The 7049-nt window shown below is 45.6% G+C and carries 8 protein-coding genes; all 8 read right to left on the reverse strand.

Annotated elements, in window-relative coordinates; genetic code table 11:
- Positions 1–261: 261 nt before the first annotated feature.
- Entirely contained in the window at positions 262–978 is a 717-nt protein-coding gene (locus tag Q0238_RS01695; protein WP_297942285.1) for a hypothetical protein, read from the reverse strand.
- A 122-nt stretch (positions 979–1100) separates the two neighbouring features.
- Positions 1101–2162, reverse strand: a complete 1062-nt coding sequence (locus Q0238_RS01700) for a hypothetical protein (protein WP_297942287.1) — start codon at positions 2160–2162, stop codon at positions 1101–1103.
- A 100-nt stretch (positions 2163–2262) separates the two neighbouring features.
- On the reverse strand, positions 2263–3177 hold the full coding sequence (locus tag Q0238_RS01705; protein ID WP_297942289.1) for a hypothetical protein: 915 nt from the start codon (positions 3175–3177) through the stop codon (positions 2263–2265).
- Positions 3164–3679, reverse strand: coding sequence for a hypothetical protein (locus Q0238_RS01710; RefSeq protein ID WP_297942291.1), 516 nt, complete (start codon positions 3677–3679; stop codon positions 3164–3166). The genes Q0238_RS01705 and Q0238_RS01710 overlap by 14 nt, the downstream gene beginning before the upstream one ends.
- Before the next feature lie 88 nt (positions 3680–3767).
- A complete protein-coding gene (locus Q0238_RS01715; RefSeq protein WP_297942293.1) occupies positions 3768–4247 on the reverse strand; it encodes a hypothetical protein in 480 nt (159 codons plus the stop codon).
- Positions 4234–4902: an SDR family oxidoreductase gene (locus Q0238_RS01720; protein ID WP_297942295.1), complete on the reverse strand. Its 669-nt coding sequence runs from the start codon at positions 4900–4902 to the stop codon at positions 4234–4236. The genes Q0238_RS01715 and Q0238_RS01720 overlap by 14 nt, the downstream gene beginning before the upstream one ends.
- Positions 4903–5268: 366 nt before the next feature.
- Positions 5269–6543, reverse strand: a complete 1275-nt coding sequence (locus Q0238_RS01725) for a spore photoproduct lyase family protein (protein WP_297942298.1) — start codon at positions 6541–6543, stop codon at positions 5269–5271.
- A gap of 73 nt (positions 6544–6616) precedes the next feature.
- A partial coding sequence (locus Q0238_RS01730; RefSeq protein ID WP_297942300.1) for a hypothetical protein occupies positions 6617–7049 on the reverse strand: 433 nt, incomplete at its 5' end.

Raw genomic sequence — 7049 nt, forward strand, 5'->3', positions numbered from 1 at the left:
GCCTCGAATGGGCGCGCGCGGCGCTATGCAAAGTATCTATCTGCGCGATCCTGACGGCAATCTCGTGGAGCTCGGTGTATATGAAAGCAGCGAGGATTAGTGCGTAAATTTTAAAAGCAAAATTCCAAGCGGAGCTTTAAAATTTAAATTTTCTAAATTCTATCTTTCATTAAAGATCGATATTCTGCGGATTAAATTGCTTATCCCGCGGTACGCTAATTATGTATCGTTTATATATTTTTGAAACCTTATCTTTTGTTTTTAGAATTTCATAAATTTGTTCATTTTATTCACTATTATTTTTGCAATATCATAAGGCGGTTTCCAAAATAAATATCCCTCTGTAATATCTATATTTAGCGTATCCAAGAAATATTTTTGCAGCTCGCCAAGCTCATTTTTACTATTGATCGTAAATACTTCTGAATCGAAACCGTTGCATATCAGCAATTTATCACAAAGTAAGAACCTAGCCGTTTTCTCAAACAGAATATAGTAGACAAATTTAATAATAGGCATCAATAATAAGCCCATAATTATAAAAATAACTACATAAAATCCGGAGCTGTATAATGACACGACGATCATTATGAATAAAACCAAAATACAAAATTTGATTCTTACATCAAATGGCGCAAAATTGGGAATCATATAAGCATATCTGTAAACGGAGATATTTTTTAATGCCATCTCTTTTTCGCATCTGGTTTTATTTTTAAATTCTATTTTGTCCTTCATAAAAGTTATCGTTTTTTTGCTATTTATAAAACTCGCCGCGTATATAAAGAAAAAGGCAGTGCCATAACCTAGCAATATTTTCATATAAAACCTAAATTTATATTCGCCGCCAAAATTCTGTATCAAAGAACAAATTAATAAAATTCCAAGAGCTATCAGCCAAAACAGATCATCTAGCTTTTTTATAACTATCGGATATTTGTCGTAATCTCTGGCTTTTTGTTTATTATAATTTTCCATTATTTCAAGCCCCTCTTTAAAAATAGATATAAATTTGTAATAGCTTAATCGACAAAAGACTTTTATATACGTTGTCTGACTTCTTTCTTAGCAACCTCTTCCCTCGTCATTTTATCCTCCTATTAAATAAATAAGTAATCTTTCTTAACGTTATTTATATTTACGCTTTTCCGTAAAAAATATTCTTTAATTTCATCATAAATTCTTTGATTATAGAGATAAACGAGATAATATCTTGGATAAACGGGTTTGTTCCTAAACCATCTGCCATACGAGGGGCGTGCGATCCTAATAAACGGCAGAGCCCTAAACCCTTTTAAATTCCTATTTATAAACAGATAAAGTATAAAATTTAATAAAAACCCGAATAAATATGTAAAGAATACCGCTATAAAAAATATATTCCACCATGTTACGCACATAAAAATAGCGATAAAGTACAAAAATATCTTTTCAGATTTTCCTATCTCATATGAACTTGCCAAAATTCCGATAGAGAAATTTAAAGATAAGGCGTTTTCGTCAATTTCACAGCGTTTTTCAACCAAGCCGTCGCTAATGAATTGTATATATTTGTTTGTGAATTTTATCTCTTGTATAGGGCGGATTACGGTAAATATGGATATTATAACTGTAGATAGTAAAATAATGAATAAAATAGCAAAATACTGAACTATGTCAATATCCTCATGATTTATAAAATCTATAATTAAAAATGCATGTAGCGTAGAAATCGGCAATAATAAGACTAAAAACGAATATACAAAAAATTTTTCATAATTTTTGATTGCTATCGGATCTTTGTCGTAATCTCTAGCCTTGAAATTCTGCTGCAAAGAGCCGTTGTCATCCGATATAAAATTTTGCGGCTCCGCGTTGTTCTCAAAGGCAGAATTCTGAGCCGCTTTGGCCTCTAAATTTAAAGCATCAGTAGCGGAATTCGGTGCTTTGGAATTCAAAGATTCGAAATTCAGAGGTTCAGAATTCAAGATTTCGGAATTCGGGGATTCAAAATTCAGGGATTCAGAATTTAAAACTTCGGAATTCGAAACTTCGGAATTTTTGGTTTCAGAATTCTGGGCTTTAAAATTTTCGCCGTCAGAATTCTGTTCCAAGCCCCGCTTCAGCTTCTGATGTCGCTTTTGTAGTAGCCTTTTTAATTCCTCAAGCCTGCTTTGATCCATTTGCCGCCTTTAAATTTTATGGATGCGCCATTTTATAGCGCCGCCGCTTAAAGCTCATTAAATTTTACCGCTCGCCCGCTGCGCGCCGTTTGATCAAAATTTAGCCCTCATATCTTTGCAGCGATTTTTTATATGTTTTCGCCGCCGCGCAGCCCGCGCTCAGATATGCCTCAAACTCCTCGCTAGTAAGCCTGCGCGGCTCATTCGCAAGCTTCGCCGCGCCGCTTGGCGTATTTGCGTCCAGAATCGCTTCATTTATGATCTCGCCTCGTCGGATTCGGTTGCTAAAGCCCGCTGCACGCGCTATTTTCGGCACGCGCTTTAAAGAAAAGCTTAAATTTCGCGTTTGCAGATTTAAAATTTTACCCATGCATTTGCGCGGACCCGCAATAAAATCGCCATTTTGTATGAGCGGGGCGGCGGAGCCGAGCAGGTCGCTGTCCGCCAAGCTGTGCAAGTCGCCTGCTAAGCCGGGTAAGCAGCCCGTTGAATCCGGTAAGCTGCCCGCTAAAAGTTCTGCGCCGCTTAGGATACGTAGGCTTCGCACCAAAATCCCGCCGCCGCTTTGCGGGACGCTGCGAAAAGAAATGTCAAAGCCAAAATTGTGAAAAAATATCTCGCCCGCCCGCGACGTGCGCTTGTAGGTGTTTCGATCCGCGCCCGTGAAATACGCCTCGATCTCCGCGAAGGCGAATTCCGCGCCGCTTACGCAAAGCACATAGTTTTGCAGCAGATCGCGCATGAAATTTTCTATCTTTGCCTGCGCTCGTTCGGCATCAAACGGCGGCTTGGCATTAAATTTTAAAATTTCATCTTGCTGCGCGTCGCTAAAATATGACTGTCCGCCGCAAAATTCCACGCCGCCTTGTAATTTTAAGGGCTTGTCGCCGCTCAAGTCTCTCGCGCTTCCTGCAAGTTTATGATTTTTTGAAGCGAGCTTTGAGCCCGCCGAAATTCCAAACTCCGCCGCGTCGATTTTTGAGAAAAATTTTTCTAAATTTTCATCGCCCAGCATTTTGCTCTTCCGTAGAATTTCCTTCGCGCTTCGTCATGTCCGCTTTGCTGCCCGCGGTGTCAGATTTGCCGTTGTTTGCCTCGGCGCGCATTAAATTTCTCTCGCCGTCCGTCGCGTTCGTATCGCCTCGTGCTAAATTACCGCCGCCGCTCGTCGTATTTGCTTCGTTATCTTTAAAATTTAAAGCTTCGCAACGATCTACGCCTAAACGCTCGAAATAATATCTCTCTCGCTCACTTAAGTTTTCCACTCCCCTTTCGCATACGCGCTTGATATACGCCTTGCTAGGGTATCTAAGCCGATTGAGCGCTAATTCACTACCCTCATCTGCGCGCTTTATCAGCTTGGCGATGCAGGCGTCATCCTCTTCACTATTTGCGATATAATCCCATATGCCGCAGTATCTATCACCGCCCAGCGTCGTAATCAAAAAATAAACCCAAAGCAGGATTATGACAATCGATATGCTTCCTTTTATTTTTAAAGATCTCTTTTTTACCATGTTTTTCCTTGAGTAATAAATTTTAACTCATTTTTTCACAAATTTGACCAACGACATAAAATTTACAATATTGTCCTCAAGGCTAATCTTATCGCCTAGCATTTTGCTCTTCCGTAGAATTTCCTTCGCGCTTCGCGATGTCCGCTTTGCTGTCCGCGGTGCTAAATTCGCCGTTGTTTGCCTCGGCGCGCGTTAAATTTCCCTCGCCGTTCGTCGTACCTGCTTCGCCGTCTTTTGACTTGGGCGTTTTAAAACCCCAAATCTCGCAGCGATCTCCACTAAAACCTTGGAAATAATATCTCTCCCGCTCTCCTAAGTTTTCCACTCCCTTTTCGCACACGCGCTTGATATACGCCCTGCTTGGGTATCTTAGTCTGCTTTCCGCAAAGCCGTTTCCGTCGTCCGCTCGTTTTATCAGCTTGGCGATGCAGGCGTCATCCTCTTCGTCGTGCCTGCCTGAAAAAAATTCTCTCGCGCTACAATACCCGCCGCTACCGCTTACAAACGCGGCATAAATAATAATAAGCGCCACAGCTAGCACAAAAACATGACTTTTACCGATTTTCAAGCTCGCCCCCTTCGCGATTAAATTTTGATTTTTTCCGCAGATTTACGATTTGCGGGCGGATCGTAAACTCGCTTACGTTGGACTTCGTGCGCAGAATTTGCAGCGTGAAATTTGCGATCTCCCCCGCATCCACGAAGCTTGCTTCATCATCTGCAGGCTCGAAGCCCAAATCCTCGTAAAACGGCGTTTTGGTGATGTCAGGGTTGATGCAGCTTACTCTGATCTGCTTGCGCGCCTCCTCAAAAAGGCAGAGCAGAAACGCCCGCAACCCCGCCTTGCTCGCGCTATAAACCGCGCTAAAGCGGCTAGATCGCAGCGCCTCGATCGAGCTAATGCCGATGATATGGGCGCAGTTGCGCTTTAAATTCGGCAAAAGCGTGCGCGTGATGATGATGTTTGCGGTAAGATTTACGTTTAAAATTTTTAAAATTTCGCTCTCACTCATCGCCTCAAGCGGCGCAAATTTCGCCGTACCCGCGCATAAAATCAGCGCGTCAATCTCACACGCCGCAGCCAGCGCGCGGCACTCCTTCGCTAGCGCGTACGTATCCTCAAAGCGCGAGCTTAGCGTTAAAATTTCATAGCCGTTTTGCCGCAAAAGCTCCGCAACCGCGCTGCCGATACCGCCGCTTGCGCCCGTGATCAATGCTTTCATCTTTTCTCCTTTAAATTTTAATGCCGCTTCGGCGCGTTAAATTTAGAGCGTCATGTAAATTTTGCTGCGCTAAATTTTCTTTGCTCGCCGCGTTTGCCGCTAAATTTACGCGGATTATTTAAACTGCGCCGCGACTTTGCCGGGTAAAATTTTAAATTTAGCCCGCGGACGTTTGCTGCGCGAGCGTTTTGTAAAATTTCATCGCCGCTCGCTGTGCCAGCCCCGCGCGATTTATAAAATTTAATTTTATAAAGCCGGGTGTGGCGCTAAATTTTAACCGCTCATTCGCCGCAAATTTCGCGCCGTATTCTCGGCACCGCATGCGAGCCGGCACAGGCTGCGGCGTCTGCGGTAAACAGCGCGCGTCTAAGGCTGCCGTATCTTTGCGAAATACGCCGCCTTCATCGCCTCCTCAAAGGCGTCGTTGCTTTCGTACTCGTGCCCCAAAACCTCTCGCCACAGGCTCGCATCCTCCATGCAGAGGTAGAAAAACACTCGCTCCCGCCACGGCGAAAGCGCGTCCGCGGCAAATTTAAAAAGCTCGCGCTTGATCTGCAGCGGGTAGGACAGCTTACCGTTCGCGTCCACAAGGGGCATCTGCAGAATTTTGCTCCGCAGCCCGCGCGAGCGCAGCTTTTTTACGACGGGCTTGATGAAGGTAAGCGTGCCGAGCGAGACCATCGCGACGCCGCTTGGATCAAAGCTGCGCAGCAGCCGCTCAAAAAGTGCGCCGTAATCGCTTTGCCAGCCCTCGTACCAAACCATCGGGTGGAAGTGAAAGCCCACCAAAATGCCGCGCGCCGCGAGCGCTTCGGCTGCCGCGAGCCGCGCATCCAGGCTCGCGCTTAGATGCTCCTCGTTCGCAATGATCGCGGGCGTATTTAGCGAAAATGTAACGATGAGGTTGCGCGGGATCTCGCGCTGCAGGAAAAACCGGATATTGTTCGACTTGCTTTTAAGCTCCAAAATCACGTTTTGATGCCGCGCCGCAAAATCGCATAGCGCGCTTAAAATGCCGAAGCGATCGCCCCACATGAGCGAGTCGGAGCTCTGACCCGTGCCGATGTGGTAGCTGCGCGCGGGATCAAGCCGCAGCCGCGCTAAATTTGCCGCAAAATTCTCGTCAAAGCCGATTTTCCCGTGCTTGTAAAATGAGCCGATCGCGCAATAGGAGCAGTCAAAGCCGCACGAATTGACCGCATCGAGCGTCAGCAGATTGCAGCAGCGCGTGTTTTCGCTCGCCACCGGGCAGCGCCCCAAAGCGATGCGGTCCGCGCGAAAGGAGGAAATTTCAAATTTTCTCGGCGCGTAATCGCTTTTGAAGCTCGCGTACGAGTGCGGGCGCGACTTGAGATCCAGCCAAACCTCGCGCACGAAATTAAAAATTTGCTCGCCGTTTGGGATTTTCCCTGCTTTATTAAATTTGGCTTTATTAAAATTTAGCCCGCACAGCTCGCTTGTAAGCAGCTCATAAACGGGCGTCTCGTCCCACGCCTCAAAATCGCTCGCAAACTCCGCTAGCTGCTTTCGTTGCTGAAATGAAAAGTGAAATTTCTCAAATAGCGCGCCCAAAAACGCGCTCGATCGCTCACTCATATTCACGCCAAACTGCGCGCCTAGCTCCTTTTTTGCCTCCGTCATCTTGCTCCGCTTCGTTTAAATTTTGCAAATTATACTTAAATTTCGCGCGCCGTCACTGAAAATCGTTGAAATTTCAGATCGCGCCGCAGAATAGTCGCTCGAAATAGAAGGCGTAAGCTAGCGTAATAGCGACGTTTAGGATCACAATTCCGCCGAGTATGAGCTTTTGCGGGATTTTTTTGACGCCCGTTCGGTAGTAATACGGTAGGGCGCAGAAAAACGCGGGCAGCACGAGCAGAGCGATACCTAGCGGTATGCCCGCACCGCCCACGCCTATCTCGGCACTGCGCACAAACTGCGCCATGGCGGGAAATTTATGAACGGCGAATATGGCCGCTGCAAAAAGTAGCTGCACGCAGACGCAGTAAAATAGGTAGCGCGCGCCTATTAGAGCGTCTTTTAGCCATAGCCCGATACAGAAAAATACTAGCAAAAGAGCTAAAAAGATCAACAAGGGCGGATCCGCGAGCAAATCCGCCACGGCATACGCGCAAGCCGCGACGCAC

Origin of the sequence: uncultured Campylobacter sp., assembly GCF_938045775.1 — a bacterium.
Taxonomy (GTDB): Bacteria; Campylobacterota; Campylobacteria; order Campylobacterales; family Campylobacteraceae; genus Campylobacter_B.